The sequence below is a fragment of the Kitasatospora sp. NPDC088134 genome, from assembly GCF_044741705.1.
Taxonomy (GTDB): domain Bacteria; phylum Actinomycetota; class Actinomycetes; order Streptomycetales; family Streptomycetaceae; genus Kitasatospora.
This window is the reverse complement of record NZ_JBIUTD010000008.1, coordinates 253916-280233: the sequence shown is the minus strand read 5'-3', so window position 1 is coordinate 280233 and position 26318 is coordinate 253916. Positions and strand designations below refer to the sequence as shown.

Annotated in this window: 21 protein-coding genes; 7 read left to right on the top strand and 14 right to left on the bottom strand. The window is 75.2% G+C overall.

The window, feature by feature from the left end:
- The first annotated feature begins 181 nt into the window (after window positions 1–181).
- Entirely contained in the window at window positions 182–754 is a 573-nt protein-coding gene (locus tag ACIOHG_RS16230) for a nucleosidase (RefSeq protein WP_400950516.1), read from the top strand.
- Window positions 755–840: 86 nt separating this feature from the next.
- Here ACIOHG_RS16230 and ACIOHG_RS16225 read toward each other — a convergent pair whose 3' ends face one another.
- The 3 genes from ACIOHG_RS16225 to ACIOHG_RS16215 all read right to left on the bottom strand — a co-directional run bounded on the left by ACIOHG_RS16225 (window position 841) and on the right by ACIOHG_RS16215 (window position 4211).
- Window positions 841–1311, bottom strand: a complete 471-nt coding sequence (locus tag ACIOHG_RS16225; protein ID WP_400950513.1) for a hypothetical protein — start codon at window positions 1309–1311, stop codon at window positions 841–843.
- A 177-nt stretch (window positions 1312–1488) separates the two neighbouring features.
- Window positions 1489–2574, bottom strand: a complete 1086-nt coding sequence (locus ACIOHG_RS16220; protein WP_400950511.1) for a MerR family transcriptional regulator — start codon at window positions 2572–2574, stop codon at window positions 1489–1491.
- A gap of 68 nt (window positions 2575–2642) precedes the next feature.
- Window positions 2643–4211 (bottom strand): helix-turn-helix domain-containing protein, encoded by a 1569-nt coding sequence (locus ACIOHG_RS16215; RefSeq protein ID WP_400950508.1) that lies wholly within the window; start codon window positions 4209–4211, stop codon window positions 2643–2645.
- 124 nt (window positions 4212–4335) lie between these two features.
- Here ACIOHG_RS16215 and ACIOHG_RS16210 point away from each other — a divergent pair, with 124 nt between their 5' ends.
- Window positions 4336–5652, top strand: coding sequence for a M64 family metallopeptidase (locus ACIOHG_RS16210; protein WP_400950507.1), 1317 nt, complete (start codon window positions 4336–4338; stop codon window positions 5650–5652).
- 306 nt (window positions 5653–5958) lie between these two features.
- Here ACIOHG_RS16210 and ACIOHG_RS16205 read toward each other — a convergent pair whose 3' ends face one another.
- The 7 genes from ACIOHG_RS16205 to ACIOHG_RS16175 all read right to left on the bottom strand — a co-directional run bounded on the left by ACIOHG_RS16205 (window position 5959) and on the right by ACIOHG_RS16175 (window position 14112).
- Window positions 5959–6978, bottom strand: a complete 1020-nt coding sequence (locus tag ACIOHG_RS16205; RefSeq protein WP_400950505.1) for an N-acetylglucosamine kinase — start codon at window positions 6976–6978, stop codon at window positions 5959–5961.
- An 82-nt stretch (window positions 6979–7060) separates the two neighbouring features.
- Window positions 7061–8341, bottom strand: coding sequence for a 6-phospho-beta-glucosidase (locus ACIOHG_RS16200; protein WP_400950617.1), 1281 nt, complete (start codon window positions 8339–8341; stop codon window positions 7061–7063).
- An 8-nt stretch (window positions 8342–8349) separates the two neighbouring features.
- Window positions 8350–9243, bottom strand: a complete 894-nt coding sequence (locus ACIOHG_RS16195) for a carbohydrate ABC transporter permease (RefSeq protein WP_400950503.1) — start codon at window positions 9241–9243, stop codon at window positions 8350–8352.
- 5 nt (window positions 9244–9248) lie between these two features.
- Window positions 9249–10205: a carbohydrate ABC transporter permease gene (locus tag ACIOHG_RS16190; RefSeq protein ID WP_400950502.1), complete on the bottom strand. Its 957-nt coding sequence runs from the start codon at window positions 10203–10205 to the stop codon at window positions 9249–9251.
- Between the two features lie 10 nt (window positions 10206–10215).
- Window positions 10216–11565 (bottom strand): ABC transporter substrate-binding protein, encoded by a 1350-nt coding sequence (locus ACIOHG_RS16185; RefSeq protein ID WP_400950499.1) that lies wholly within the window; start codon window positions 11563–11565, stop codon window positions 10216–10218.
- A gap of 117 nt (window positions 11566–11682) precedes the next feature.
- Complete coding sequence (locus ACIOHG_RS16180; RefSeq protein ID WP_400950498.1) at window positions 11683–12873, bottom strand: ROK family transcriptional regulator; 1191 nt, start codon at window positions 12871–12873, stop codon at window positions 11683–11685.
- A gap of 174 nt (window positions 12874–13047) precedes the next feature.
- Window positions 13048–14112 (bottom strand): mechanosensitive ion channel family protein, encoded by a 1065-nt coding sequence (locus tag ACIOHG_RS16175; protein WP_400950495.1) that lies wholly within the window; start codon window positions 14110–14112, stop codon window positions 13048–13050.
- A 287-nt stretch (window positions 14113–14399) separates the two neighbouring features.
- Between ACIOHG_RS16175 and ACIOHG_RS16170 the strand changes: the two genes are divergently transcribed.
- Complete coding sequence (locus ACIOHG_RS16170) at window positions 14400–15014, top strand: HNH endonuclease (RefSeq protein WP_400950493.1); 615 nt, start codon at window positions 14400–14402, stop codon at window positions 15012–15014.
- A 115-nt stretch (window positions 15015–15129) separates the two neighbouring features.
- Here the strand turns inward: ACIOHG_RS16170 and ACIOHG_RS16165 are convergent, their stop codons facing one another.
- Entirely contained in the window at window positions 15130–18978 is a 3849-nt protein-coding gene (locus ACIOHG_RS16165) for a beta-N-acetylglucosaminidase domain-containing protein (RefSeq protein ID WP_400950491.1), read from the bottom strand.
- 198 nt (window positions 18979–19176) lie between these two features.
- On the opposite strand from ACIOHG_RS16165, the gene ACIOHG_RS16160 reads away from it, so the two are divergent.
- The 4 genes from ACIOHG_RS16160 to ACIOHG_RS16145 all read left to right on the top strand — a co-directional run bounded on the left by ACIOHG_RS16160 (window position 19177) and on the right by ACIOHG_RS16145 (window position 23474).
- Window positions 19177–19632, top strand: coding sequence for an SUKH-3 domain-containing protein (locus ACIOHG_RS16160; protein ID WP_400950489.1), 456 nt, complete (start codon window positions 19177–19179; stop codon window positions 19630–19632).
- Window positions 19633–19851: 219 nt separating this feature from the next.
- Window positions 19852–21960: a 4-alpha-glucanotransferase gene (gene malQ, locus ACIOHG_RS16155; RefSeq protein ID WP_400950616.1), complete on the top strand. Its 2109-nt coding sequence runs from the start codon at window positions 19852–19854 to the stop codon at window positions 21958–21960.
- Window positions 21961–21981: 21 nt separating this feature from the next.
- Entirely contained in the window at window positions 21982–22203 is a 222-nt protein-coding gene (locus ACIOHG_RS16150) for a hypothetical protein (protein ID WP_400950488.1), read from the top strand.
- Window positions 22204–22406: 203 nt separating this feature from the next.
- The gene (locus ACIOHG_RS16145; RefSeq protein ID WP_400950485.1) at window positions 22407–23474 is read left to right on the top strand and encodes a hypothetical protein; all 1068 of its coding nucleotides are present in this window, start codon (window positions 22407–22409) and stop codon (window positions 23472–23474) included.
- A 70-nt stretch (window positions 23475–23544) separates the two neighbouring features.
- Here the strand turns inward: ACIOHG_RS16145 and ACIOHG_RS16140 are convergent, their stop codons facing one another.
- Genes ACIOHG_RS16140 through ACIOHG_RS16130 form a run of 3 tightly spaced genes read right to left on the bottom strand, consistent with a single transcriptional unit; the run spans window position 23545 to window position 26196 of the window.
- Window positions 23545–24339 (bottom strand): FAD:protein FMN transferase, encoded by a 795-nt coding sequence (locus ACIOHG_RS16140; protein ID WP_400716346.1) that lies wholly within the window; start codon window positions 24337–24339, stop codon window positions 23545–23547.
- A gap of 20 nt (window positions 24340–24359) precedes the next feature.
- Window positions 24360–24821 carry an FMN-binding protein gene (locus tag ACIOHG_RS16135; RefSeq protein ID WP_400950483.1) on the bottom strand — a complete coding sequence of 154 codons (462 nt, stop codon included), beginning with the start codon at window positions 24819–24821 and terminating at the stop codon, window positions 24360–24362.
- 13 nt (window positions 24822–24834) lie between these two features.
- Window positions 24835–26196 (bottom strand): ferric reductase-like transmembrane domain-containing protein, encoded by a 1362-nt coding sequence (locus ACIOHG_RS16130; protein ID WP_400950481.1) that lies wholly within the window; start codon window positions 26194–26196, stop codon window positions 24835–24837.
- Window positions 26197–26318: the final 122 nt, after the last annotated feature.

Here is a 26318-nt window from a genome sequence, read left to right as displayed (position 1 = left end):
CCGGTTCGTTCCCGATCGGCGGCGGCGCCCCGCACCCCTCGCGCCCGCTGCGACGCCCGGCGGCGGCCGTCCGGTTCCGTCCGGCGCGGCCGGGTTCCGCGCCCGGGTTCCGTCCCGGCCCCGTCGGCCCCCGTCCGGCTCGGCGCCCACCCCGGTCGGCTGCCCTCGTAAGCTGGTGGCCATGCGCCTGATCGGAACCGTCGCCCCGGACCGCCCGCTGCTCGTCGTCGCGCTGCCCGAGGAGGCCGCGCACCTGGACGGCGGCCTGCCGGTGCTGCTGACCGGCATGGGGAAGGTCAACGCCGCGACGGCGCTGGCGACCGTGCTGGCCGGCGGCGCGCACCCCGCCGAGGTGGTCAACCTGGGCACCGCCGGGGCCTTGAAGCCCGGCCTGGCCGGCACCCACGAGATCGCCCGGGTGCTCCAGCACGACCTGGACACCGCGCTGCTGGAGGGCCTGACGGGCCGTCCGATGGACGGTCCGATCGAGCTGGCCCCGGCCGGTCCGGTGCTGGCCACCGGCGACCGCTTCGTCTCCGTCGACGCCGAGCGCGACCTGCTCGCGGCCCGCGCCGACCTGGTCGACATGGAGGGCTGGGCGGTCGCCCACGTGGCCCGCCGGGCCGGACTGCCGGTCCGGCTGGTCAAGCACGTCAGCGACGAGGCCGGCGACGGCGCGGTCCGCAGCTGGCAGGAGTCGGTCGACGACTGCGCGAAGCTGCTCGCCGACTGGGCCCGCACCCGGCTGGTCTGAGGCGCCCCCGTTCCGGCGACGGCGCCGGCAACGGCGGAGCGCCCGCCCCGGCCGCGGCGGCACGGGACGGGCGCTCCGCCGGCGGATCAGGCGCTCGGCGTCTGGTACGGGTTCGGGACCGGCTGGCCCTGCGGCGGGACGCCCGGGCCGCCGCCCAGCAGGCCGGCGGTGAAGACGTCCATCTCGGCGCGCCAGTAGCGGCCGATGTTCAGGCGGGTCGGCTTCGGCTCGCCCGGCAGCTGGAAGCGCAGCGAGCTCCACAGGGTGTTGCGGCGCACGTCGCTGATCGAGGCCCGGGCCTGGTCCAGCGGGATCACGTGGACGAGCTCCTTGGGACGGTTGCTCATCCGGGAGGCCTTGTGCACGACGACCACGCGCTCGGTCAGGGTGACGAAGTAGTACTTCACGAACAGCTGGCCGATCAGGCCCAGCTCGTTCATCAGCCACGGGCTCGGGCCGGTGATGGTGTGGAAGGTCGTCACCGGACGGTCGTTCGGCTCGATCGCGGCGATCGCCGCGGCGACCTGCTCCTGCATGGTGGACTTGCGGATCGCCATCTGGCATCTGCTCCGGTCTCCGGGCGCACGCCCCCGTTCGGACGCGCTGTGAGCGCGGGACGTTAGCGGGCCGGGCCGCCGCCCTTCAACGGACAGAACGGGCAACTCGTACACCATCGTCGAATGTTCACCCAACCGAGACCCGGGCCGGGAACTTGTCGGCGCCGTGACGTACCGTCACCCCGTGGCGGCCTGCGCGCCGGCCACCCCGGGCAGCACGTCGGCCACCGCGCAGGCGACGTTGTCGGGCGCGCCCGCGCCGTGGGCCAGCGCGATCAGCCGCCGGACGGCCTCGGCCGGGTCGGGGGCCGCGGCCAGCACGGCGTGCAGCTGCTCCTCGGCGGCCCAGCGGGAGAGGCCGTCGGAGCACAGCAGGTAGCGGTCGCCCGGGCGGGCCGCGTGCAGCGAGACGTCCGGGCGGCTGTCGCCGGAGCCGGTCAACGCCCGCACCAGCAGGGTGCGTTGCGGGTGCGAGGCGGCCTCCGCCAGGGTCAGCCGGCCCTCGTCGACCATCGACTGGACCAGGGTGTGGTCGTGGGTGATCCGCAGCAGCTCGCCGTCGCGCAGCAGGTAGGCCCGGGAGTCGCCGATGTGCACCAGCGCCAGTTGCGAGCCGGACCAGAGCACCGCCGTCAGGGTGGTGCCCGCGCCCGGCAGCCCGCTCGCCGCGCCGACCTCGGCGTCCAGCCCGGCCAGCGCGTCCTCCAATGCGTTCAGCAGCTCCCCGGCCGGGGCTTCGAGCCCGCGCAGCGCGGCGATCGCGGCCTCCCCGGCCTGCTGCCCGCCGCCCTGCGGGCCCATCCCGTCGGCGACCGCGACCAGGCCGGGCCCGGCGTACGCGCAGTCGTCGTTGCGCTCGCGCACCAGGCCCCGGTCCGATCCGGCCGCGTACGCGACCCGCAGGGCGCCCGTCGTGTGCTCCATGGTGGTGCTCCTCCCCGAGAGGTGGTCGACGAGGAAGGCGGCGAGCTGCCGGCGGGCCTCGGTCTCGGCCCGCACCCGCTCCCAGTACGCGGCGACCTCGACGGCCGCCGCGCCGGGCTCCAGGGCGAGCACCGACCTGATCCGGGCCAGCGGCATGCCGAGCCGGCGCAGCCACGCCACCAGCCGGGCCCGCTCCAACTGCCCGGCGGCGTAACGCCGGTAGCCCGACACCGGGTCCACCTCGGCGGGCCGCAGCAGCCCCAGCTCGTCGTACAGCCGCAGGGCCTTCGGCGACAGCCGGGCCGCCCGGGCGAACGCCCCGATGGTCAGCAGCTCCATCCCGCCCTCCTCGTACCGGACCGCGCGGCCCGGCCCCACCGACTCTGGGCCTTTCCCGAAGGGGAAGGTCAAGCCCGATCCTCGCACCCGGCCCCGCGGGCCGGACGGACCTCGGCGGGGAAGGCCGCCCGCTCCGGAGCGGCCCGGCCGACCTGGGCGGCGGCGACCGGCGGGGCGAGGGCGATCGGCGGGGCGACGGCGATCGGCGGGGCGGCGGGCGCGGGCCCGAGCGTCGTGGTGCCGGGGGCCGCGCGGTGTCCGAGCCCGGTGCGGTAGACGTCGAGGGCGAGTTCGGTCCGGCCGGTGCGGCGCAGCAGGTCGCCGAAGAGGCGGCAGAGGTCCGCGAGGTCGCCGGCCGCGCCGGCCCGTTCCAGCAGGGAGAGCGCGCGGACGTAGTGCTCCTCGGCGGCGGCCGGATCGTCCCGGTCCTCGGCGAGCAGCCCGAGCAGGCGGTGGGCCGCACCGGCGTGGACCGCGCCCAGCTCGGCGGCGCTGCCCGGGTCGGAGGCGCTGCCCGACTCGGCGGCGCTGCCCGGGTCAGTGGCCGGGCCGGCCCCGGTGCGGGCGAGGAGGCCGGTGAGGAGGGCCTCGGCCTCGTGGTGGCGGCCCCGGCGGCGCAGCACGTCGGCGAGTTCCACGTCGACCTGGTGGATCAGGAGTTCGGCCCGCCGGGTGGCCAGCAGGTCGCGTGCCGTGCGCAGGCTGCGCTCGGCCTGGTCCAGGTCGCCGGCCTGGGCGTGCACGTAGCCGCGCATCCAGTGGCACTTGGCGAGGTCGCCGGTCAGCCTCAGCCGCTGGTAGAGCTCCTGGGCCTTGGCGAGGGAGGCGTCGGCCTCGGCGGTGCGGCCCTCGGAGAGGAGGGTGCGGGCGACGCTGCGGTGGAGGTGGGCGACGAGGGCGGGGTCGGTGGCGGTCGGGGCGAGGGCGAGGGCGAGCTCGGCGGCCTGGGCGGCGCGGGCGTGGGCACCCATGTCGATGTAGGGGCCGATGACGGCGGAGTAGAGCAGCAGCAGGGCGTCCGGGTCGTGCAGGCCGGCGGCGTTGAGCCGGTCGATCTCGGTCTCCAACAGGTAGCAGGCGTACCGCAGTTCGCCGGCCAGCAGGTGGGCGACGGCCCGGCCGCGGACGGCCGCCGCCCGGCGGGGCAGCGGCTGGTCCCCCTGGAGGTGTTCGGCCGCCTCGAAGTGCCGGCCGGCTTCGGCCAGCCGGCCGCTCTCCAGGGCGCATTCGCCGAGGCCGAGCAGGGCGGCGGGGCGGACGGCGGGCAGGTCGTGCCGGGCGGCGCGCTCCAGGACGTCGGCGAAGCGGTCGGCGGCCTCCTCGACATCGCCGGTGGCGAGCGCGCCTTGGGCCTCGGCGAGCGCGAGGTTGAGCTCGGTGGCGAGGTGGGCGGGGCGGCCGGTGGCGAGTTCGTCGTAGCCGACGCCGAGGCGCTCGGCGAGGTGGCGCAGGGCGGCTTCGGACGGGTTGGCCCGGCCGGCCTCCAGGGTGGAGACGTAGGCGGCGGTGTAGGCGGGCTCGGCGAGCGCGCGCTGGGTGAGGCCGCGCGCGCGGCGGAGCCGCTGGATGCGCTGCCCGATCGCGCCGTCCGTCCCGGACGTCCCGGACGCTCCGGACGTCCCGGTCTCCTCGGTCATGGCCTGCCCTTCCGCCGTCCGCCGTGCCCCGGCCCATTGTCGGGGACGTGGCGATGACCTACATTAACTCGGCACGTAACTCTGATTATCCATCAATTTAACGTCGATCGACGGGAGTTCCACCGTGCGCACCAGAAGTCTCGCTGCCATGGCCCTGGGTGCGGTACTGGCGCTGACCGGCGCCGGCCTCGCCCAGCCGGCCGTCGCCGCCCCCGCCCCGCCGAGCCCGGCGGCCCCGGTGGGGGCCACCCGGCAGGTCGAGGCGTTCGGGGAGGACGGCTCGATCTCCCACGCCCGGGTCCCGACCCGCTCGCCGTTCACCGCCGCCCCCAGCGCCCTTGCCGCGGACGGCGCCGACGGCACGGTCACCCCGATCGTCCAGGCCGGTCCGACCAGCGCCAAGCTCGACCTGGTGGTCGTCGGCGACGGCTACACCGCGGCCGAGCAGGGCAGGTTCCTGACCGACGCGGCGGCCAAGTGGCAGGAGATCTCGGCCGTCGAGCCGTACGCGAGCTACCGCGGGCTGTTCAACGTCTGGGCGGTGCAGGCGGTGTCCGCGGAGTCCGGCGTCTCCGGCGACCCGGACCGGGCGACGGTCCGCCGCACCGCGCTCGGCTCTTATTTCTGGTGCGGCGACGTCGAGCGCCTGCTGTGCGTCGACACCGACGCCGTCGACCGGTACGCGGCCAGGGCGCCGCAGGCCGACCTGGTGCTGGTGGTCGCCAACAGCACCAAGTACGGCGGCGCCGGCTACAACGACCTGGTCTCCCCGCTCGGCTACTCGGGCATCGCCACCGTCTCCGGCGGCAACGACCGGTCGGGGCAGATAGCCGTCCACGAGACCGGGCACTCGCTGGGGCACCTGGCCGACGAGTACTGGTACGACGGCCAGGGCCCGTACCCGGGGGCCGAGCCGGCCGAGGCCAACCTCAGCCGGCTCACCGCCGACCGGATGCGGCGCGCGAGGACCAAGTGGTACCGGTGGCTCGGCCAGGCCTCGCCGGACGGCGGCACGGTCGGCGCCTACCTCGGCGGCGGCTACTACCCGACCGGCCTCTACCGGCCCACCGACAACTCGATCATGCGGTCGCTGGGCCGCGAGTTCAGCCTGCCCGGCCGCGAGGCGATGATCGCCGGGTTCTACCGCTACGCGTCGACCCTCACCAGCACCACCCCGGCCACCGGGACGCTCACCCCGGCCGACCGGGTCGAGATCGCCCTGCCGGTCGCCGGCACCCGCGTGCGCTGGTACCTCGACGGCCGCGAGCTGACGGCCCTGCGCGACCGCACCCGGCTGGACCTCGCCGCCCTGCACCTGACCGGCCCGAAGCGCCTGCACCACCGGCTGACCGCCACCGCCACCGACCCCACCCCGGCGGTGATCGACCCGGAGCTGCTGCCCGCGCTCACCGACAGCCTCGACTGGGACCTGACCCGCTGACACCCCCCGCCGGGCCGCTGCGGCCCGCGGGTCTTCTCCGGTTTCGTGATCGGCGCGGGTCCTGGCCCAGGTCATGGTCCTCGGCCCGCGCGCCGACGAGGACGACCCGGCCTGCACGCCGCACGTCCAGGCCCTGTCCGGCGCCCGAGGGGCTGCTGGCGGCGAACGCCCTGCTCGCCTCCGCCCTGGACGAGGACCTGGAGTTCTGAGGCACCGGGAATGCCGGACGCCGCCGGCGGGAGCGGGACGGGGTATGTGCGGTACCCCGGGGCCCCCGCCGGCGGCGGGTCTGGTGGTGACGGCGGGTCAGGCAGCGACCGGACGGTCCGTCAGGTAGGCGTCGCGCAGCCGGTGGTGCGCGGCCGGGTCGGCGGCCAGGTGGTCCAGGCCGAGCAGGGCCGCGCCGAGCACCGGCGGGGCGACCACCACGCGCGGCTCGGCGAGCGGCGCCGCCGCGGCCAGCCGGGCCAGCACGTTGTCCAGCAGCAGCGGCTGCCGGGAGGCCAGCACGCCGCCGCCGAGCACCACCGGGACGGGGCGCTCCAGCAGCTCCAGCCGGGTCAGCGCGATCACCGCCAGCCGGGCCACCTCGTCGGCCTGCCGGTCGACCAGCCGCAGCGCGGTCGCGTCGCCGGCCTCGGCGGCGGCGAACAGCACCTGCGCCACCTCGTGCAGCCGGGACTCCTCGATCCGCCCCAGGTGCAGCGCCTCGGCGAGCGCGTTGGCGCCGGCCACCCCGAAGTGCGCGCCGATCATCGCGGACAGCAGGGTCGGCCCGCCGCGGCCGTCCTCGGCCCGGGCGGCGTGCCACATCGCGGCCCGGGCCAGCCCGCCGCCGCCGCCCCAGTCGCCGGTCAGCTCGCCGAGCGCGGGCCAGCGGGCGGTGCGCCCGTCCGGCCGCAGGCCGACGCAGTTGATGCCGGCGCCGCACACGACGGCCACCCCTTCGGGACCGTCGGTGCCGGCCCGCAGCAGCCCGAAGGTGTCGTTGGCGACGTACGCGGACGGCGCCCAGCCGTGCGCGGTGATCGCCGCGTGCAGCTGCTGCTCCTCGATCGGCAGGTCGGCGTTGGCCAGGCAGGCGCTGACGTGGCTGGTCAGCGGGCGGCCGCCGGGCTGCAGGTCCGCCCCGGCCTGCCGGGCCAGGTCGGCGACCAGCGGCGCCAGCGCGTCGACGGCCCCCGCCGCGCCGGTGATCTGCGGCTGGAAGCCGCCGCCGCGGGCGGTGGCCAGCACCCGCCCCTCGACGGAGACCAGCGCGAGGTCGGTCTTGCTGTTGCCGGCGTCTATGGCGAGGACGCCGGGCAGGTGTTCGGCGTGGCTCATCGGCCGGCCCCCCTCTGGTGGTGCCCGGTGGTGGTGCGGACGGTGGAGCGGGTGGTGGTGGAGCGGGTGCGCATGGCGGGGGTCACGCCCAGGCCAGGTGGTCGCGGTTGTGCGCGAGCAGCCGGTCGGTGAGCTGCTCGGCCAGGGCCAGCTGGCCGACCAGCGGGTGCGCCAGCAGCGCGTCGAAGACCCGGTCCCGGCCGCCCTTGAGCGCGGCGTCCAGCGCCAGGTGCTCGTACGCGGTGACGTTGGCGATCAGGCCCGCGTACAGCGGCTCGACCGGGCGCTGGGCGAGCGGGCGGACGCCGGCCGCGTCGACCTCGGCGGGGACCTCGATCACCGCGTCGTCGGGCAGGAAGGGCAGCACGCCGTCGTTGCGGGTGTTGACCACCTGCACGGTGGTGCGGCCGTCGGTGCCCAGCAGCGAGGCGATCAGCTGGACGGCGGCCTCGGAGTAGAACGCGCCGCCGCGCTTGCCGAGCAGCTCCGGCTTGGTGTCCAGGGCCGGGTCGGCGTACAGCTCCAGCAGCTGCTTCTCGATCGCGGCGACCTCGGCGGCCCGCGAGCCCTTGACCTTCAGTTCCTGCACCACCTGGTCGTGCTGGTAGAAGTAGCGCAGGTAGTAGGAGGGGACGACGCCGAGGCGCTCGATCACCGGCCGGGGCAGCAGCAGGTCGGCGGCGATCTCCTCGCCGTGCTCGGCGAGCAGCTGCGGCAGCACCTCGCGGCCGGTGGCGGCGTCGGGGGCGTCGAGCAGGGTGACGCCGCGCTCCCAGGTGAGGTGGTTCAGGCCGACGTGGTCGAGGCGGACCAGCTCGGGGGCGACGCCCAGGTGGGCGGCGAACTTGCGCTGGAAGCCGATCGCCACGTTGCACAGGCCGACGGCCTTGTGCCCGGCGGTCTGCAGGGCGCGGGTGACGATGCCGACCGGGTTGGTGAAGTCGACGATCCAGGCGTCCGGGTTGGCCCGGCGGACCTGCTCGGCGATGTCCAGCACCACCGGGACGGTGCGCAGCGCCTTGGCGAGGCCGCCCGCGCCGGTGGTCTCCTGGCCGACGCAGCCGCACTCCAGCGGCCAGGTCTCGTCCTGGTTGCGGGCGGCCTGGCCGCCGACGCGCAGCTGCAGCAGCACCGCGTCGGCGCCCTGGACGCCGGCCGCGACGTCGGTGGCGGTGGAGACGGTCGCGGGGTGCCCCTGCTTGGCGAAGATCCGGCGGGCCAGCCCGGCGATCAGCTCCAGCCGGTCGGCGGCCGGGTCGATCAGCACGAGTTCGCCGATCGGCAGGGTGTCGCGCAGCCGCGCGAACCCGTCGATCAACTCCGGCGTGTAGGTGGAACCACCGCCGACGATTGCCAGCTTCAGTGCGGACATCAGCCCTTGACCCCTGTCAGTGTGACGCCCTCGATGAAGGCGCGTTGTGCGAAGAAGAACAGAACGAGCACCGGCGCCATCACCAGCAGCGTGGCCGCCATGGTGAGGTTCCAGTTGGTGTGGTGGGCACTCTTGAAGGAGTCCAGGCCGTAGCTGAGGGTCCAGGCGCCCGGGTTCTCGGAGGCGTAGATCTGCGGTCCGAAGTAGTCGTTCCAGCAGTAGAAGAACTGGAACAGCGCGACGGCGGCGACGGCGGGCTTCGCCATCGGCAGCACCACCCGCAGCAGGGTGCGCAGTTCGCCGCAGCCGTCGATCCGGGCGGCCTCCATGTACTCCTTGGGAATGGTCAGCAGGAACTGGCGCAGCAGGAAGATCGAGAAGGCGTCGCCGAACGCCATCGGGATGATCAGCGGCCAGAGCGAGCCGGACAGGTGCAGCTGCTTCGCCCAGAACAGGTACATCGGGATGACGGTGACCTGCGGCGGCAGCATCATCATCGAGACGACCGCCATCAGGGCCAGGTTGCGGCCGCGGAAGCGGAACTTGGCCAGCGCGTAGGCCACCGGCAGGCTGGAGACGACGGTCAGCGCGGTGCCGGCCGCCGCGTACAGCAGGGTGTTGCGCCACCAGACCAGGAAGCCGTCGGTGTTCCACACCTTGGTGAAGTTCGACCACTGCCAGTGGTGCGGCCACAGGTCGGAGGTGAGCGCCTGCTTGTCCGTCATCACCGAGGTGAGGAAGACGAACACGAAGGGCAGCACGAAGAACAGCGCGGCGGCGATCGCCAGCGCGTGCACCGCGACCCAGTTCAGGACGGTGCGGCGGCGGGCGGTGCGTTCGGCGGCGGAGGCCGCGGCGGTGCGCCGGCGGGGGAGGGTGGAGGCGACGGCCACGGGGATCAGTCCTCCGTCAGGAAGCCGGACTTGCGTCGCAGCAGGAACGAGGTGAACGCCATCGACAGGGCGAACAGGATGACGGCGACGACGCAGGCGGAGCCGTAGTCGTGGTGCTGGAAGCCGAGGTTGTAGACCATCTGCGGCAGCGTCCAGGTGGAGCCGTGCGGGTAGCCGGACTCGAACTGCTGCCCGGAGCCGCCGATCACGCCGGAGGCGACCTTCCCGGCCACGATCGCCTGGGTGTAGTACTGCATGGTCTGGATCACGCCGGTGACCACGGCGAACATCACGATCGGCGAGATGTTCGGCAGGGTGACGTACCGGAACCGCTGCAGCGCGCTCGCGCCGTCCAGCTCGGCGGCCTCGTACTGCTCCCGGGGGACGTCCAGCAGCGCCGCCATGAAGATCACCATCAGGTCGCCGATGCCCCACATGGCCAGCATGGTCAGGGCCGGCTTCGACCAGGACGGGGCGGTGAACCAGCCGGGCTGCGGCAGGCCGAGCTCGCCCAGCAGGTGGTTGACCGGGCCGGTGCCGGGGTTGAGCAGGAAGGCGAAGGCCATCGTGGCGGCCACCGGCGGGGCCAGGTACGGCAGGTAGAAGGCGGTCCGGAAGAACCCGGCGCCGGTCTTCACCTTGGTGATCAGCATGCCGATGCCGAGGCCGAACGCCACCCGCAGGGTGACCATCACCACGACCAGCCAGAGCGTGTTGCGCAGGCCCGGCCAGAACGCCGGGTACTTGGTGAAGACGAAGTCCCAGTTCTGGAAGCCGGAGAAGGTCGGCGCCAGGAACCCGTCGTAGTGCATGAACGAGAAGTAGACGGTGGAGACCATCGGGTACAGGAAGAAGACGCCGAAGCCGATCAGCCAGGGGGAGAGGAAGGCCAGGGTCCTGGCCCGCTCCCGCCGGCGCTTCCTGCGCAGCGCCGGCGGGACGGTGGAGCTCACGAGTGCCATGGCGTCCGCGTCACTTCGCCTGGTTGACGGCGTCGTCGATCTCCTTGGCGGTGGCCGCGAGGCCCGCCTTGAGGTCGCTCTTCCGGCCGGCCTCGACCTCGAAGCTCAGGTTCTGCAGCGAGACCTGGTAGGCGCCGCCGTTGACGCTCGCCGGGGTGGTCGAGGAGTTCGGGTTCTTGGCGATGTCGATGAAGGTGCGGAAGTTCGGGTCGGCGTCCAGCTTCGGCGAGTCCAGCGCGGCCAGCGTGCTGGGCACGTTGTGGATCGCGTTGGCGAAGGACACCACCGCGTCCGTGTCGGTGGTCAGGAACTTGACGAACTCCCAGGCCGCGGTGCGCTTCTTGGAGCCGCTGGCGATGCCGATGATGGTGCCGGTCTGGTAGCCGCGGCCGTAGGTCGCCGCCTGGTCGTCCGGCACCGGGAACGGCGCGGTCGCCCACTCGAAGTCCGGCTTGTCCTCGGCCAGCGAGGCGGTCCGCCACTCGCCGTCCAGGCTCATCGCCACCTGCCCGGCGGTGAACGGGTTCTTGGCGCTGAACTCGTCGCCGAAGGTGGTCCGGTACTTCTCCAGCTTCTCGAACCCGCCGAGCTTGTCGACCAGCGACTTCTGCCAGGTCAGCCCGGCCGCCACGGTCGGGTCGGTGGCCACGTTGGACTTGCCGTCGGCGCCGAAGTAGGTCGAGCCGTACTGGCCCAGGTAGTGCGCGATCGAGGTCTCGTAGCCGTGGTAGTTCGGCATGAAGCCGAGCTGCTTGTACGAGTCGCCGTCGGGGACGGTCAGCTTGGCCGCCATCTCGGCGAGCTCGCTGAAGGTCTTCGGCGGCTGGGTGTACCCGGCGTCGGCGAACATCTTCTTGTTCCAGTACAGGCCGTAGGCGTCGCCGAGCAGCGGCAGCGAGCACTGGTTGCCCTCGAACTGGCTGTACTTGAGCATCGCGGCCGGGAAGGTCTTGGCCGGGTCGATGCCGTCCTTCTTCAGCAGCGGCCCGAGGTCCGTCCACACGTGCGAGGAGCAGAACTTGCCGACGTTGTCGGTGGTGAAGGAGGAGACCACGTCCGGCGCGTCCGGTCCGCCCGCGCGCAGTGCCTGGTCGCTCTTGTCGTCCGCGATGTTCCCGACCACCTTGACGTGGATGTTCGGGTGCGCCTTCTCGAAGGCGGCGACGTTGTCGTTGATCGCCTTCACCTCGTTGTCCTGGCTCCAGCCGTGCCAGAAGGTGATGGTGACGTCCTTGCCGGACGCCGATTCGTCGTCCCCGCCGGCCGCGTTGGTGCCGGTGCAGGCGGAGGCCAGCAGTGCGGTGCAGACGGCGGCGGTGAGCGCGGCCAGCGGCCGGCGGTATCTGCGGGTCAGGTCCACGGTGTTGCTCTCCTTGCGAGGGTGCGGGGGCAGGGCGGCAGGGCCCGGCGACCCCTGCGGGGGGACGGGAGCGGGGACGGTGTGCATCGGGTCGGTGTAACAGGGTGGGGTGAACGGTCAGTGCGTGCTGAACAGGGCGTCCCGGGCGGTGGCCAGCGCGCGCTGCAGCGCGCCGGTCAGGACGGGGGAGCCGGGCACGGTGGACAGCCGCACCTCGGGCCGCGGGATGGACATCCGGCCCAGCGCCTCCTGGACCAGCTCCCGCAGGCGTTCGCCGCCGGCGGTGGGGGTGCCGCCGGACAGCACGATCAGCTCCGGGTCGACCACCGAGGCGATCACCGCCAGCCCGACCGCCAGCCGTTCGGCCAGCTCGGCCAGGAAGGCGTTGCCTTCGGGGGCGGTCAGCGCGTCGGCCACCACCTGGGCGGCGTCGGTGCCGCGCAGCCCGTGCCGGCGGGCCAGCGCCAGCACGGCCGGGTCGCCGACCAGGTCCTGGTAGCCGCCGGCCACCTTCTGCCGGGTCCGCAGCTTCGCGGGGGCGTCCGGCACCGGCATGTAGCCGACCTCGCCGGCGCCGCCGGTGAAGCCCCGGTGCAGGCGCCCGGCCAGCACGATCGCCGCGCCGACGCCCTCCTCGGCCCACAGCAGCACGAAGTCCTCGCAGCCGGCGGCGGCCCCGCCGGACTGCTCGGCCACCGCGGCCAGATTGACGTCGTTCTCGAAGGAGACCGGCGCGCCGATCGCGGCCGCCAGCTCCTCGGCCAGCCGGGGCGAGTGCCAGCCCGGCAGGTGCGCGGCGTAGCGGAGCTTGCCGGTGGCCGGGTCCGGCGCGCCGCCGATCCCGATCACCACCTCGCGCAGCGCGTCCGGGGCGAGCTGGGCCCGGCGGACGGTCTCGGCCACCGCCTCGGCGACCTGCGGCACGGTGGCGGCGGCCGGCCAGCCCTTGGTGGGGACCCGGTGCTCGGCCAGCGTCACGCCGGTGATGTCGGCGACCGCGACCCGCACCGAGGTGCTGGTGACGTCCAGGCCCGCGACGTACCCGGCGGCCGGGTTGACCTGGTACAGCTGGGCGTTGGGCCCGGGCCCGCCGGCCGTGGTGCCGACCGGCACCACCAGTCCGACGGCCTCCAGCCGGGCCAGCAGCTGGGAGGCGGTCGGCTTGGAGAGCCCGGTCAGGCTGCCGATCCCGGTCCGGGACAGCGGACCGTGAGCGAGCAGCAGCTCCAGCGCGGCGCGGTCGTTGATGGCCCGCAACAGGCTCGGTGTACCGGCCAGCGGGGAACGGGGTGCGTTTCGGGTGGTCACGGCCCGATCCTCCTCTGCGTGAGCGCCTGCGGCCAACTGTTAGGAAAGTTTCCAATCGTGGGGCGGCGATGTCAACGGTCGGAGACGCGTTCGTTACCGGAAAGCAGACGGCAGGGCCCGGGGAGAACGCCCCGGGCCCTGCCGTCGTCGGAGGTCGTGCACGCAGCGGTGCCGCTACAGCTGGGTCGGTATCGGCTTGGTCGCCAGCGAGCGCACCGAGTTCGGGTCGGCCAGCGCGGACGGCGGCAGCACCTCCGGCGCGGCGGGCTGCGCCGGGACGGCGGCCGCCTCCTCCTTGAGCTTCACCCCGGCCAGGTCGAAGGCCGCCTTCAGCCGCAGCCGCAGGGCGCGCGCCACCTCGGCGGTCCGGCCGGGCGTGCAGCGGGCCTCGATCCGGATCTGCACCGAGTCCACCGCCACCGACTCCACGCCCAGCACCTTGACCCGGCCCCAGATCAGCTCGTCGAACGGGGACTCCTTGGACAGCTGCTCGGCGGTCTCCAGCACCAGCTCCTGCACCCGCTCCAGGTCCTCCTTGTACCCGACCTGGACGTCGATCGTGGCGGTGCCCCAGCCCTGGCTCATGTTGGCGATCCGCTTCACCTCGCCGTTGCGGATGTACCAGATCTCGCCGCCCGCGCCGCGCAGCTTGGTGACCCGCAGGCCGACCTCCAGCACGGTGCCGGTGGCCACCCCGGTGTCGATCTCGTCGCCGACGCCGTACTGGTCCTCCATGATCATGAAGACGCCGGACAGGAAGTCGGTGACCAGGTTCCGGGCGCCGAAGCCGATCGCCACGCCGGCCACGCCGGCCGAGGCCAGCAGCGGGGCCAGGTCCACGCCGAGCACCGACAGCGCCATCAGCGAGGCGGTGCCCATGATCGAGAACGAGGCCACCGAGCGCAGCACCGAGCCGATCGCCTCGGAACGCTGCTGCCGCCGCTCGGTGTTGACCACACCGCTGTTGGCCAGCAGCCCGCCCAGCACCCCGTGGTCGCTCTCGTGCTCCGCGGGCCGCCCCATCCGGGCCACCAGCTTGTCGATGACCTTCCGGACCACCGCCCGCAGCACCAGCGCCAGCGCCAGGATGAACACGATCCGCAGCCCGTCGACCAACCAGCCCTGCCAGTTGTCGTCCAGCCAGCCGGCCGCCTGCCGGGTGGTGTCGGTCACGTCGGCGGCGCTGGTCGGCAGGGTGAACGTCGGCGTCGCGGTGTCGGGAGTGGAATCGGCGAGCATCGCCCCACTGTAGCGAGCCCGTTCACCCGCCCGGACGGCCCACCGGGCGGCTTCGGCCACCCTGTGCGCCACCGCCCGCACGGTACGTGCAGGACGGCCCCGAGCTGGGCATACCGGCTATGGCGGACCGCACACGATCACCGCACGAGCGCGGCCCGTTCACGGAGAAATGGTGGCGTCGTACGACGGCGTAAGGCGACACTGAGGGAGATCGCGTCCCGCACGGGCCACGATCGCCCCGCTCGACTCGGCGCGAGCCACGCGCCGCAGGCGTCCAAGGAGGCCCCGTGCCGCATGTCCTTGTCCTCAACGCGTCGTACGAGCCACTCGGTGTCGTCTCGATGCGACGCGCCCTCATCCTCGTCCTCAACCACAAGGCGATCGCCCTGGAGGATGCGGGAACCACACTGCACAGCGCCACCGGTGCCGTCCAGGCACCGTCCGTCGTCAAACTGACCCGTTTCGTGCGGGTCCCCTACCGCGGCCCCGTACCGCTGACCAGGCGGGCGCTGTTCGCCCGCGACCACGGTCGGTGCGTGTACTGCGGGGCCGCCGCGACCAGCGTGGACCACGTCATCCCGCGCAGCCGGGGCGGCCAGCACCGCTGGGACAACGTGGTGGCGGCCTGCCGCCGCTGCAACCACACCAAGGCCGACCGGCACCTCGCCGACCTCGGCTGGCGGATGAAGCGGGCCCCGGCCGCCCCCAGCGGCCTGGCCTGGCGGGTCATCGGCACCGGGATCAAGGACCCGCGCTGGCGCCCCTACCTGGAGCCCTACGGCGGACTCGAACAGTTCCGCGAGTTCGTCGAGTTCCACGAGCACCCCGAGGCCGCGGTCCCGGCCCCGGTCCGTCCCCGTCCCGTCCGCCGCGGCGAGCAGCACGCTCCGCTCTCCGCCTGATCAGACAAGGGCCTGCCCGACACGACACCTCGGTACGCCTCATGGGCCGCCGACGCACTCCGCAGCGGGAGCGTCGGCGGCCCGCCGTGCGCCCGCCCGCGCTGCGCCCGCCCGCTCAGGGGCCCTGCACGGCGTACAGCTCGACCCCGGTCAGCGCGTACCCGTACCGGGAGGCCCGGCTGATGCCCTGCACCCGCAGGTGGCGGACGTCCGGGGCGTCGAAGCGGACCGTCTCGGTGCCGCCCTGCCCGTTCTCCACCACCGCGACGGTGGTCCACTCCACGCCGTCCGCCGAGGTCTCCACCCGGTACCCCGACGCGTACGCGGAGCCCCAGTGCAGCACCGCCGAACCCAGCCGGACCGGCTGCGGCAGCCGCAGCTGCACCCAGGCGTCGTCCTGGGGCGGCGCCGTCCAGGCCGACTTCGGGTCGCCGTCCGCCACCGCCGCGGCCGGGCCCTTCGCCGAGGCGTCGCCCGAGGAGGAGGCGCTCGCGCCGCGCGCCAGGTCCGGGCCGCCGGTCGGCGGGACCACGTGCACCAGCAGCTCCTGGCGGACCGTCAGCCCGCCGCCGGTGAACACCAGCGGCACCCGGTAGGTGCCCGACGGCGTCCCGGCCGCCGCCGTGACCAGCACCGGCGCGCCCACCCGGCCGCCGCGCGGCACCGTCACCGCCGGGGCCGGAACCACCGTCAGGCCCTTGGCCAGCGGCGGCACCTCGGCGGTCAGCGCGCCGGTCAGCGCGTCCGCCCGGCCCGACTCCACGGTCGCCCGGGTCTGCGCCGGGGCCGCCGCGCCCGCCACCACGTCCAGCGTCGGATCGGCCAGCGCCACCCGGGCCGCCGGGACGTCCGCGTACCAGGGGATCACCTGGTTCACCACCGGCGCCTCGCCGCCGGGCTGCCAGACCAGCCGGAACGCGTCCACCGGGCCGCCGTCGGCCCGCAGCTCGTTGTAGCCCGGCCGGACCGGGCCCAGCGCCGCCCAGCTGCCGTCCGGCCGGCGGACCTGCGCCACCGCCTCGGCCCGCACCGCCGGATCGGTCAGCACCGTCAGCCGGTCCAGCGGCCGGGCCGCGCCCAGCGCCACCGTCAGCGGGGCGTCGCCCGACGCCGGCGGGGCCGCCGCCCGGAACGCCGAGTCCGGGTCGCCGGAGAGCACCGCGCCCGGCGAGGAGCCCGGCAGCGCGGGCGGGCCGGACACCGCGGCGTCCACCGCGTCCGGCGCGTCGGCGGTGAACTCGCGCACCGCGACGGCGCCCTGCTGCCCGCCGGTGGCGCGCAGCCGCACCGCCTTCGCCACCGTGCCCGCCGGGGCGGTCACCCGGACGCTGCGCTGCCCGTGCACCGTCGCCAGCCGCTGCCAGCCGCCGGAGCCGCTGAAGTACTCCAGCACCCCGTCGTGCAGGTAGTCGTCGGCGGCCGGCCCGGCGTCCGGGTCGTCGCCCCAGGAGCCCATCAGCACCGTCACCGAGCCCAGCGGCCGCGGTGTGCCCAGGTCCAGGCCGAAGCTGTCGCCGAGCTGCGGCGGCGCCGAGGACCAGTAGAAGGTCTGCTGCGAGCCGTCCGCCATCAGCGCCGGGCCGTGGTCGTGCGCGGTGCCGAGCGTGGTGGTCGGCACCGCGCCCGGCGTGATGCCCGACCAGGTGTCGGCGGACTTCGCCGCCCGGTCCAGGAACGCGTCCAGCACGCCCTTGCCGACCGTCACCGGGTTCTGCTCCAGCACCGCCCGCTGCCGGCCCAGCTCCAGCCGGGCCCGCCAGGCCGCGGTGCCGTCGCCGGCGTGCTGCGCCAGCAGCATGTCCAGCGCCGCCCGGCCCGCCGCCCCGTACGCCGACAGCCGGTCCAGCCACGGCGCGGCGTCGGCCGCCAGCGGGTCGCCGGCCAGCGCGGCCGGGGCGTCCGCCATCACCGAGAACGCCTCGCGCAGCGGCTGCGCGGCCGCCGCCAGTCCGGCCGGGTCCACCGGCGTGCCGGCGGCCGGCTCGGCCGCCGCCCAGAACCGGTCCAGCAGCGGCGCCAGGTAGGCGGACTCCTTGCCGCCGAGCGGCGAGGAAGCCGAGTTCCCGGCCAGCGCCGCCGCCGCGGCCCGCTGCGCCGGACCGGCGGTGAGCAGCCGCAGCGCGGCCGCCTGGGACTGCTCGGGCCGGTAGCCGTCCGGCTGCCAGCCGAAGTCCGCGGCCGTGGCCAGCGGCAGCCGGGACGCCACCGGCCGGCTCATCGCCGAGGTCAGCAGCACCGCCGAGCGGGTGGCCACCTCCGGGTCGCGGCCCCGGTAGCCGTCCAGGAACAGCCGGTCCGGCGTCGAGTCGTTGGCCGGGTAGTTGTCCAGCGTCACCAGCGGGCGGCGGAACAGCCCGGCGGTCTCGGCCAGTTGAGCCCCCGTCACCTGCTGCGGGATCACCGCGCCGCCGCTCCACACCACCCGCACCTCGGCGGGCAGCGCCGCCGCCAGCGCCGACCGGTACGGGGTCGAGCCCTGCTTCTGGTACTCCGTCGGCACCACCGCCAGCGGCGCCAGCTCCGGGTGCGGCGCGACCAGCCGCCGCTGCACCGCCGCCACCAGCTGGGCCTGCGCCTTCACCGCGGCCACCGGGCCGGTGCCGAACTTCCGCCGGTCGGTGCCGCAGTGCCACTCGTCGTAGGAGACGTTCAGGAAGTCCAACTGGAAGGCCCGGAAGCCCAGTTGCCGCAGCCCGTCGAGCTTGGCGACCAGCGCGTCGACGTCCTTGGCGGAGGAGAAGCAGAAGTTCTGCGCCGGGGCCAGCGAGTAGCCCAGCGTCACGTGGTTGTCCCGGGCCCGGGCCGCCAGCTCGGTCAACTCCCGCTCCCGCGCGGCCGGGTAGGGCTCGCGCCAGCGCTGCGAGCGGTACGGGTCGCCGCCCGGCGCGTACAGGAAGAAGTTCTGCTTGGTCCGGCCCAGGAAGTCCACCGCGGCCAGCCGCTGCTCCGCGCTCCACGGGGCGCCGAAGAACGCCTCCGCGGTGCCGCGCACCGGCGCGCCGCTCGGCCAGTCCCGCACCAGCACGCCCGGGAAGCCCTTGTCGCCCTCGCCGCCCTGCCCCTGCCCCGGCCCGACCGGGGCCAGCAGCTGGGCCAGGCTCTGCGCCGCGTAGAAGGTGCCCGCGCCGTCCGCGCCCGCCAGCACCACCGCCCCGTACGCGCCGCCCGGGGCGGGCAGCCGCCCGGTCGCCAGCAGGTACCCGCCCGAGGGCAGGCCCGCCAGCCCCGGCACCTCGGTGTCCTTCAGCCCGGCCGCCGCGGCGAGCTGCCGCAGCGCCCGGTCGGTCGCCCCGCCGGCGCCCTCGTGCGGGCCCCCGAGGAACACCAGCAGCGAACCGGCGGCCGGCGCGTCCGGCGCCCGCTCCGCCGTCACCACCTCCTCGGCGCCCGCCCGCCGCAGCAGCCGGCGCACCGCGTCGGTGGCCGGGCCGTCCGCGCTGTCGGCGAGCACCACCGTCACCCGCCGGGGCACCGCCACGGCCTGGCCGCCGGTCCGCAGCTGCTGCGGGCGCGGGAAGACCTGCGGGTCCGTCAGCGAACCCAGCGGCGGCGGTGCCTCGGCGGTGGCCGGCGCGTCCTGTTCGGCCTCTCCGGTCTCTCCGGCGTTCCCGGCCAGCAGCCGGGCCGTCCCGTAGCCGCCGTCCCGGTCGGCGGCGAGGGCCTGCGCCGGGACCAGCAGGCCGCCGACCACGGCCGCCGCGGAGAGCGTGGCGGCCAGCCGCAGCGACCGGCCCCGGCGGCCCGCGCGGCGCTCGGCCCGCACCTCGGGCAGCAGCGGGGCGGTGCCCTTCAGATCGGCGATCAGGCGGTCCGCGGCGCGCGGCGCGACCTGCCGCGCCGTCCGGGCCGCCGCCCGCCGGGCGGCCAGCGCCACCGGATGCTCCACCACCTCGCGCAGGGCCGCGCTCTGCTCCCACCGCTGCCGCAGCCGACGCCCCGCCATCTCCGACACCCGCGCCCGCACCGGAGCCTCCTCGCCCGAAACACCCAGCTCAACGGCCCCCCGCCGACCCACCCCGAGCCCCCTCGGCCGACCGGCCCACCCAGCCCACCAGCTCCCCGCGTCCCTGTCAACGAGCCTGGCAGCTATGCCCGATATTGCACGATACGTCCGCGCGCCGCCCCGGTACGATCACCAGCGGGACGAGGATCGGGGGACACCATGGGAGAGTTGACGGCCCGGGCCCGGGAAGGGCTCCGCGGGAGCGGCTGGTTCGAGGGGCGGCAGGTGCCGATCGACGCGGCCCTGGACGCCTGGCGGGAGATCGACCGGGTGCCGGGCCCCGCGGCCCTGGCCGCGGCCCGGGAGTTCACCGGTCTCCGGCTGACGCACCCGCACTACTGGACCAAGACGCTCGACGACTTCACGGACATCGATCCGGTGGCGGCGGTCGGCCGCACCTGGCTCCCCGTCCTGACCGGCGAGTACGAGGCCGCAGCCGGCGAACCCCTGTCCCCGCTCGGCCTGACGCGGTACGGCATGCAGATCTTCCTGGGAGCGTCCGGGGCGGTCTACGGCGGTCACAGCCCCTACCTCGGCACGTACGGCGACTCGTTCCACGCGTTCTTGAACCTGCTCCACTCCGACCGCAGGCCGACGACCCTGAGCGGGACCTGACCCGGCGGGCCGTTGCGGCCGAGGCTGCTGCGACGACCGGTCCGGACGGCAACCCGGCGGGGACGGGTTCACCCGACCGGTGCGGGCGGTGGGCCGTGTCGGTCGGGGTCGGGGAGCGGCGGCGCGGGTAGGACTGTGGCTGTTGGCGTTCGGGAGTCCGAGGACGGAGTGCGCTGGGTGGCCGCATACCTTGACCGTGACCAGGCGGGAGTCGAGCAGGTGCCGGCGGAGGACAACCCGTCGGCGCCACCGGAGTTGGTGGCCCTGGCCCACGCGTACGGGGTGGACGCCCACTACGACGCCGGGGCCGGGCCGGTGCAGGTCGGGGCCCGCACGCTGAGCGCCGTGCTGGCCGCGCTCGGCGTCCCCGCCGGGACGCCGGAGCTGGCCGCGAAGGCGCTGGAGCAGCACCGCGAGGAGACCGCGCGGCGCCTGCTGCCCCCCACCGTGGTCGCCTGGCAGGGCCGCCGCACCGCGCTCGACCTGCCCGCCGACGCCGCCGTCCGGATCGAGCTGGAGGACGGCGGCGCCTGGGAGTTGGCGCACGACCACTCCTGGTGGCTCCCCGCGGACCTGCCGCTCGGCCACCACGTGCTGACCGCGCGGGCCGGGGAACGCGAGGGCCGGGCCGCCCTGATCGTCGCCCCGCCGCGCCTCCCCGAACCGCGGCAGCGCAGTTGGGGCTTCCTGGCCCAGCTGTACTCGGTGCTCGGCGAGCAGTCCTGGGGCATGGGCGACCTCGGCGACCTCGCCGAACTCGCCCAGTGGGCCGGCGCCGGACTCGGCGCCGGCTTCCTGCAGATCAACCCGCTGCACGCGGGCCTGCCCGGCGCCCCCTCCGACCCGTCCCCCTACCGGCCGTCCTCGCGCCGCTTCGCCGACCCGGTGCACCTGCGGATCGAGGCCGTCCCCGAGTACGCCCGCTGCCCGGAGGCGCACGACTTCTCCCGCCGGGCCCGGCTGCTCCGCCAGGAGGTGCTGGAGCACGACGGCCTGATCGACCGCGACGCCGTCTGGTCGCTCAAGCGGCAGGCCCTGGAACTGCTGCACGCCGTGCCGCGCGGCGTCGGCCGGGAGGCCGCCTACCGGGCGTTCGTCCGCCGCGAGGGCGAGTGGCTGGAGCGGTACGCGACCTGGAACGCCCTCGCCGAGCGGCACGGCACCGGCCGGCCCGCCTGGCCGAAGGGCCTGCGCCACCCCGACAACCCCCAGGTCGCGGCCGAGAAGGCCGAGCTGAAGGACCGGATCGAGTTCCACCGCTGGCTGGCCTGGCTGGTGGACGAGCAGCTGGGCGCCGCCCAGCGCGCCGCCCTCGACGCCGGCATGCCGATCGGCCTGATCCACGACCTCGCGGTCGGCGTCCACCCCGACGGCGCCGACGCCTGGGCCCTGCAGGACGTCCTCGCCACCGGCATCTCCACCGGCGCCCCGCCCGACGCCTTCAACGCCCACGGCCAGGACTGGGGCCTGCCGCCCTGGCGCCCCGACGCCCTCGCCGAGGCCGGCTACACCCCGTTCGCCGAGCTGATCCGGGCCGCCGCCCGGCACGCCGGCGCGATCCGGATCGACCACGTGATGGGCCTGTTCCGGCTCTGGTGGGTCCCCGAGGGCGCCCGCCCCACCCAGGGCACCTACGTCCGCTACGACGCCGAGGCGATGCTCGCCGTCCTCGCCCTGGAGGCGCACCGGGCCGGCACCGCCGTCATCGGCGAGGACCTCGGCACCGTCGAACCCGGCGTCCGGGAACGGCTCGCCGAGCACGGCGTGCTCGGCACCTCGGTGCTCTGGTTCGAACGCGACTGGCAGGCCGGCGGGACGATCCTGCCGCCCGAGCGCTGGCGGCCCGGCTGCCTGGCCACCCTCACCACCCACGACCTGCCCAGCACCGCCGCCCGGCTGACCGGCGAACACGTCGAACTCCGCCACCGGCTCGGCCTGCTGGCCCGCCCGCTGAGCGAGGAGCAGGACGCCGCGAACGTCGAACTCGCCGACTGGCAGCGCGAGTTGGTCCGGGTCGGCCTGCTCGCCGAGGGTGAGCCCACCACCCCCGAGGCGCTGTACGCCTTCCTGCTCGCCACCCCCGCGAAGCTGGTCGGCGTCTGGCTCCCCGACACCGTCGGCGACCCCCGCCCGCAGAACCTCCCCGGCACCTGGGACCAGTACCCCAACTGGCGGCTCCCGATCGCCGACGCCACCGGCACCCCCCGCACCCTGGACGCCCTCGCCGCCGCCCCCGGCACCGCCGGCATCGCCGCCACCCTCGCCCCGCTCGACGCCCCGTCACCCGGACGCGCCGACAGGCCCACCCCGCCGGGCCACCCGCTGTAGGGGGCCGGTACCTTGGAAAACGTGGACAAGAGGAACGCAATGCGCGCCGGTGCGGTCACCGCGGCGGCCACGCTGATGATGCTGATGTCGTCGCCCGCCATGGCGCTCACGCGCGACGACGGCGACGACCCGGGCAGCGGCCTGAGCGTCGGTGCCACCCTGGGCCTGTTCGTCGGCCTCCCGATCCTCGCCTTCGCGGTGATCGCGGGCCTCTGTATGGTCCCGGGCAGCAAGAAGAAGTAACCTACGGGCCCCCGGACCCGGACGGCGACCGCCCCGGCGGTCGCCGTTTTTCGGGCTCCCGGGCCTCCCGGGGGGCTGGTGCGCGTCGTGAGCGGTCCGACCGGCGCCGCGGCGCCGCCGACCACCCCGACGGTGACGGAGCATCAGGCAGCGCGCCCCGTCCCGGTGCACCGTCCGACGTCCCCGTCACCCGAGGAACGCCCATGACGCACCACCGCCTCCACCGGACCGCCGCCCTGCTCGCGGCCGGTGTCGCCCTCACCGGCTGCGCCTCCGCGACCGGCCCCGCCGCCTCCGCCGACGCGGCCCCGCCCCGCGCGACGGCCCCCGGCAAGCTCCCCGCCGGCGCCCCGGCCCCGCCGCCGACCGGCACCCCCGCCCCCGGCGGCACGGCAGCCCCGAGCACTCCCGCGCCGAGCGGCACCGGCCGCCAGGGCGACATCGTGCCCGGCGGCACCGGCACCTCGGGCTCCACGGGCACCTCGGGCTCCACGGGCACCTCCGGCTCCTCCGGCCAGGGCTCCACGGGGTCGGGTTCCACGGGTTCGGGTTCCACCGGTGGCACTTCAGGCACCGGCGGCACGGGTGGAACGGGCAGCACGGGTGGAACGGGCAGCACCCCCGCGCCGGCCCCCGCACCCGTCACGGGCAAGATCCTGTGGACGCCGAGCACCGCGGCAGGGCCGTCCGCCTTCAACGACGTCCAGTGCAAGGCCGGGAACTTCGGCGTCGTCAGCGACTCCGCCAAGGGCAAGGTCTGGCGGGCCTTCCAGGCCGCCGGTGAGGAGCGCTGCGAGACCGTCGGGCCCGACCTCAGGAACGGCGACACCTTCTACCTCGGCTGGTCGTCCCGGGTGAACATCGCCGACAGCGACAGCCGCTACGTCTTCCAGCTCAAGTGCTCGCCCAGCACCGGCACGGCCAACCACCCCATCGAGATCGACATCGCCGACGGGCGGGTCCGCCTCCAGGAGTGGGACACCGACCACGTCGCGCACGCGCTGTGGACCGCGCCGACCGCCAACGACAAGTGGCACTCCTACGCGCTGAAGATCCACCTCGGCCGCACCGACGGCACCATCGACTTCTGGTACGACGGCGTCAAGCAGACCTTCACCACCGGCTCCGGCACCTTCACCGGCACCACCTGGGACGGCGACCGCAACTACCTCAAGTGGGGCTCCTACCACCCGTCCCCGGGCGACGCGACGAACACCTTCACCAGCCCGGTCATGGCCACCACCCTCGCCCTCGCCACCTCGACCTCCTGACCAAGGAGCCCCGTCAGGGGCCCGGGGAACGGCGGAGCCGAGTGGCGGGCGTCCAACAGGCTGCGATGCGCTACCCCGTTTCGGGCCGAAGGTTCTTTTGCGAAAGCCCCGTTGCGCCCCACTGTGTTCCGGCGATCAGCCTCTCGGCCCCGCCGTTCCCCGGGCCCCTGGGTTCGCTCCTTCCGAACGTCTCTTCCCTGGTCCCGTCCGGGTGGATCGCGAACGCCGTGATGCCGTGGTCCGCGAGCCAGCGCAGTGCGTGCGGCGGGCCCATGGCGAAGGCCGCGGTGGCGAGGGCGTCGAGGCGGGCGAGGCGGGTGCCGACCAGGGTGAGGGAGGCGTAGCCGGTCGCGGGGCGGCCGGTGTGCGGGTCGAGGACGTGGGCGCCGCGTTCGGCGGTGCCGGAGGTGGCGACGGCGAGGTCGTGGCCGGTCAGGACCCGGGCGAGGGCCCCCGCGCGGTGCGGGTCGGCGATCCCGATCCGCCAGGGGCCGCCCGCGGTCTGGACGTCGCCGCCGCCGTTGACGCAGTGGTCCGCCGAGCCGGACTCGCGCAGCAGGCGGGACGCCTCCTCGACGGCCCAGCCCTTCACGTAGCCGCTGGGGTCGAGCCGCCCGCCGGGGCGGTGGGTGAACCAGCCGCCGGTCTCGGCGGCGAGCTCCGTGCAGCGGTCGAGCACCCACCGCACCTCGGGGTCGCACCCGTCGGCCCGGAGCTCGCCCCGGCCGAGCCGGGAGATCTCGCTGCCGGGCCGGTAGGTGGAGAACAGCTCGTCGATCCGGTGCAGCCGTTCGACCACCCGCTCGACCGCGGCGGCGGTCCGCGGGCCGGGGTCGCGGACGGTGATCGAGAAGACCGTCCCCATCACGTGCTCGACCCGGGTGGTCACTCGGCGGCCTTGTCGAGCGCGCTCTGCAGCGAGCGGGTGTAGCCGTCGCTGGTGTAGGTGGCGCCGGAGACCACGTCGATCTTCGCGCTCTGGGCGGCCAGCGCCTCCTGGTTGAGGACGGGGATGGCGTAGCTGTTGATCTCCTGGTCGCGGTGGTCCCGGCTGGGGTACTGGACGACGTCGATCTTCGTGATCCTCCGGTCGGCGTCCAGGGCGACCTTCACCTGCACCGGCCCGTAGCGGGTGCTGACGGCGTCTCCGGTGACGGACCGTGAAGTCCCGCCGCCGGTGCCGGTGTTGGCGGTTTCCTGCGTGCCGCCACCGGAACCCGTGCCACCAGGACCCGTGCCGCCGGAGCTGATCGCGGTGACGGGCGCGGCGGGGTCGTGGGGTTTGAGGGAGAGCAGCAGGACGACCCCGGCGGCGGTCGCGGAGGCGGTGACGACGGCTCGGCGCATGGTGGCGGGGCTCCTAGAGGGCGAAGGACTCGTGGTGGATGCGGGACGGCCGGACCCCGGCGGCGCGCAGGGCGCGGACGGCCTCGGCGGTGAACTCGGCGGGGCCGCACAGCCAGACCTCGTGCCGGGCCAGGTCGGGGACCAGCCGGGCCAGCGCGGGGCCGAGCGGGCCGACCTGCTGCCGGGTGCCGAGGAGTTCGTGGGCCCGGCGGCCGCCGCGTTCCGCGACGGCGGCGAGTTCGCGGCGGAACAGCACGTCCTCGGGGCGGCGGGCGCGCTGAACCAGCGTCACCCGTCCGGGCAGGGTCTCGAACAGGGCGCGCAGCGGGGTGACGCCGACGCCCGCGCCGAGCAGCAGCACCGGTCCGGCGCCGTGCCGGCGGCGCGCGGTGAACGCCCCGTAGGGGCCCTCGGCGCGGACGGCGGTACCGGGGGCGAGGGCGGCGACGGCGGCGCTGTGCGCGCCCAGGTCCTTGACCGTGAAGCGGAGGAAGTGCGGGTGCGCGGGGGCGGACAGCGAGTAGGGGCTGGAGGTCCAGCGCAGTCGCGGATCGGCGAACTGGAGGCGGAAGAACTGCCCGGGCTCGGGCCGCAGTTCGTCCAGGTGACGGCCGGTCAGGAAGACCGACACCACGCCCGGGCCCTCCGGGCGGACCTCGGCCACCCGGAGCCGGTGCCGCCGGTCGTGCCGCCAGGGCCGCAGCAGCCGGAACCAGCCGAGCACGGCAGCGGTGCCGACGTACAGCAGGTACCAGGCGGCCCGGGCCGGGCCGTCGCCGAGGTCGGCGCCGGTGGTGAGCTGGTGGCCGAAGCCGAGGGCCACCGCGAGGTAGGTGGCCAGGTGCAGGTAGTACCAGGTCTCGTGGCTCAGTCGGCGGCGGGCGGCCCGGGCGGAGACCGCGCCGGTGCCGAGCAGCAGCAGCGTCCCGGCGGTGGCCTTCAGCAGGTCGGGGAAGTGCAGCACGATCTCCACGCCCTGGCTCCACACCCCCCGGCCGTCGGTCAGCGCGTAGCCCCAGACGATCGTCAGCACGTGCGCGGTCAGCAGCGCGACCAGGTAGCGGCCGCCGAAGGCGTGCCAGCGGGCCAGCCGGTCGGTGCCGACCTCGCGCTCCAGCAGCGGGACCCGGGCCATCAGCAGCAGCAGGACGGGCGCGGCGTACCCGGCCAGCAGGCCGGTGATCCGGCCCGCGCCGGTCAGCCAGTCCGCGGCGCCGGCCACCCGGGGGGTGTCCGACCACCACAGGGCGAGCACTCCGAGCGCCCCGAGGGCGATCAGCGCGGGCACGGCGCACCGGACGGCGTCCGGCGGCAGGCCCCGGCGCGCGGTGGCGGCGCGCCGGGCGGCCCGGGGCGGGGTGGACAGTGCGGTCAACGGGCCCTCCTTCGGTGGTGCCGGGCCCCACCGTCGCACCGCAAGCTCTCAGTTCGCTATGAATCCGCGCCCCGCGACGGCCCTCGGAACGGCGTTCGGGCAGGTCGGGGCCGGTGTACCAG

Bases quoted from the DNA above. Each gene is read 5' to 3' on its own strand.
- ACIOHG_RS16230 (WP_400950516.1), top strand. From the start codon at position 182: ATGCGCCTGATCGGAACCGTCGCCCCGGACCGCCCGCTGCTCGTCGTC.
- ACIOHG_RS16225 (WP_400950513.1), bottom strand. From the start codon at position 1,311: ATGGCGATCCGCAAGTCCACCATGCAGGAGCAGGTCGCCGCGGCGATC.
- ACIOHG_RS16220 (WP_400950511.1), bottom strand. From the start codon at position 2,574: ATGGAGCTGCTGACCATCGGGGCGTTCGCCCGGGCGGCCCGGCTGTCG.
- ACIOHG_RS16215 (WP_400950508.1), bottom strand. From the start codon at position 4,211: ATGACCGAGGAGACCGGGACGTCCGGAGCGTCCGGGACGTCCGGGACG.
- ACIOHG_RS16205 (WP_400950505.1), bottom strand. From the start codon at position 6,978: ATGAGCCACGCCGAACACCTGCCCGGCGTCCTCGCCATAGACGCCGGC.
- ACIOHG_RS16190 (WP_400950502.1), bottom strand. From the start codon at position 10,205: ATGGCACTCGTGAGCTCCACCGTCCCGCCGGCGCTGCGCAGGAAGCGC.
- ACIOHG_RS16175 (WP_400950495.1), bottom strand. From the start codon at position 14,112: ATGCTCGCCGATTCCACTCCCGACACCGCGACGCCGACGTTCACCCTG.
- ACIOHG_RS16160 (WP_400950489.1), top strand. From the start codon at position 19,177: ATGGGAGAGTTGACGGCCCGGGCCCGGGAAGGGCTCCGCGGGAGCGGC.
- ACIOHG_RS16145 (WP_400950485.1), top strand. From the start codon at position 22,407: ATGACGCACCACCGCCTCCACCGGACCGCCGCCCTGCTCGCGGCCGGT.
- ACIOHG_RS16140 (WP_400716346.1), bottom strand. From the start codon at position 24,339: ATGGGGACGGTCTTCTCGATCACCGTCCGCGACCCCGGCCCGCGGACC.
- ACIOHG_RS16135 (WP_400950483.1), bottom strand. From the start codon at position 24,821: ATGCGCCGAGCCGTCGTCACCGCCTCCGCGACCGCCGCCGGGGTCGTC.